Annotated in this window: 3 protein-coding genes; all 3 read left to right on the top strand. The window is 38.9% G+C overall.

What is annotated here, in order from left to right:
- A partial coding sequence (locus tag ACFIJW_RS07400; protein ID WP_375633795.1) for a phage antirepressor KilAC domain-containing protein occupies nucleotides 1-464 on the top strand: 464 nt, incomplete at its 5' end.
- 311 nt (nucleotides 465-775) lie between these two features.
- Nucleotides 776-1,096, top strand: a complete 321-nt coding sequence (locus ACFIJW_RS10475; RefSeq protein WP_404978539.1) for a hypothetical protein — start codon at nucleotides 776-778, stop codon at nucleotides 1,094-1,096.
- 8 nt (nucleotides 1,097-1,104) lie between these two features.
- Nucleotides 1,105-1,566, top strand: coding sequence for a hypothetical protein (locus ACFIJW_RS07390; RefSeq protein WP_375633794.1), 462 nt, complete (start codon nucleotides 1,105-1,107; stop codon nucleotides 1,564-1,566).
- Nucleotides 1,567-1,661 lie beyond the last annotated feature (95 nt).

Raw genomic sequence — 1,661 nt, 5'->3', positions numbered from 1 at the left:
AAGCCCGTCAATATTTTATTGAATGCGAGCGGCGTGCAAAGCAAGTTGTTACACCACAAATCGATTACTCAAGTCCACAAGCGATGATTGGCTTTTTGAATTACCTACAAGGACAAATAAATCAAAAAGATACCATCATTGAAGATTTAAAACCAAAAGCAATGGCTCTTGAAAGCTTGCAACGCTCTGATGGGCTCTTCGGTCTTATTACAGCTGCTAAAATTCTTGAAATGCAACCCAAAAAATTCATTCTCTTCTTACAAGAAAAAAGATGGATATATCGAATTACTGATGGCGCTCCTTTGCTTCCTTATCAAGATAAAATCCAAAAAGGACTAATGGATTGCTCAACCCACATTATTCAAACAACAACAAAGGCTGAAAAAGTCATTCCTTCAGCAAAAATCACAACAAAAGGCATGGGGGTGCTGTCTCAAGAGCTTAAAAGACAAAGCATGCATTAAGAGGCTATCATTATGGAAAAGAAATATGAACTTACTGATGAAACAATCGAAGTTGGGGGCAAAACTCTCCACCGCATTCGCGCATTACGAGACTTTGGAAACGTCGAGAAAGGTGATTTAGGAGGCTATATCGAGAAAGAAGACAACCTATCGCATCGTGGTAATTGCTGGATTGGGGATTATGCAAAAGTCTATGGTTATGCCAAGGTTTTTGGTGATGCTAAGGTTTACGAAAATGCACAAGTTTACGGTTATGCACATGTTTACAACAATTCTCGTATTTATGGCAAAGCAGAAGTTTGCGATGAACCATGCATTTACGGTGNCATGTTTACAACAATTCTCGTATTTATGGCAAAGCAGAAGTTTGCGATGAACCATGCATTTACGGTGATGCAGAAGTTTACGGTGATGCATATATTTGCGGTGAACCGCACGTTTTTGATAATGCAGAAGTTTATGGCAATGCACAAGTTTACGAAAAGGCATACATTTATGATAGGGCGCGTGTTTACGGCAATGCAGAAGTTTCCGGTGATGCGCATGTTTACGGTCATGCAAAAATTTACGGTGAAGCATGTGTATGTTGGGACGACTGGATTGATGGCGATAAAAGAATCTCAACTAGGTAACAAACCAGATGAAAAAATACGAATTTACTGATGAAAAAATTGTGTTTGATGGAAGAACTCTTCACCGAATTAGAGCATTAAGAGGCTTTGGATATGTCAAAAAAGGTGACCTCGGCGGTTTTATAGAAAAAGAGAGCAACTTAAGCCATAAGAGAGACTGTTGGATTTTTGGCAATGCACAAGTTTACGGTGATGCCAAAGTTTATGATGATGCGCGGGTTTATGGGAATGCACGCGTTTATGACAATGCACAAGTTTATGATTATGCCGAAGTTGATGGTGCTTCTGTTCGAGATAATGCCAAGGTTTTTGACTATGCGCGGATTTATGGGAATTCTGTTATAGGGGAAAGTGTACACGTTTACGGAAATGCTAAAATTTACAATCAAGCATATATTCGCTGTCGTGTAGACATTGCTGGAAATTGTAAAATTAGTGGCTCCACCCTAATCGTAGAACGTGAGAAATAGTAACCATGAAAAAGAAATACGAACTTACTGATGAAACAATTGAGTTTGATGGATACATTACGCTTTACCGCATACGTGCATTAAAAGATTTTGGT

The sequence above is a fragment of the Bartonella sp. MM97QHHN genome (assembly GCF_042194285.1).
Taxonomy (GTDB): Bacteria; Pseudomonadota; Alphaproteobacteria; order Rhizobiales; family Rhizobiaceae; genus Bartonella.
Note: the sequence above shows the minus strand (reverse complement) of the source record. Positions and strands in the feature narration are given on the sequence as shown.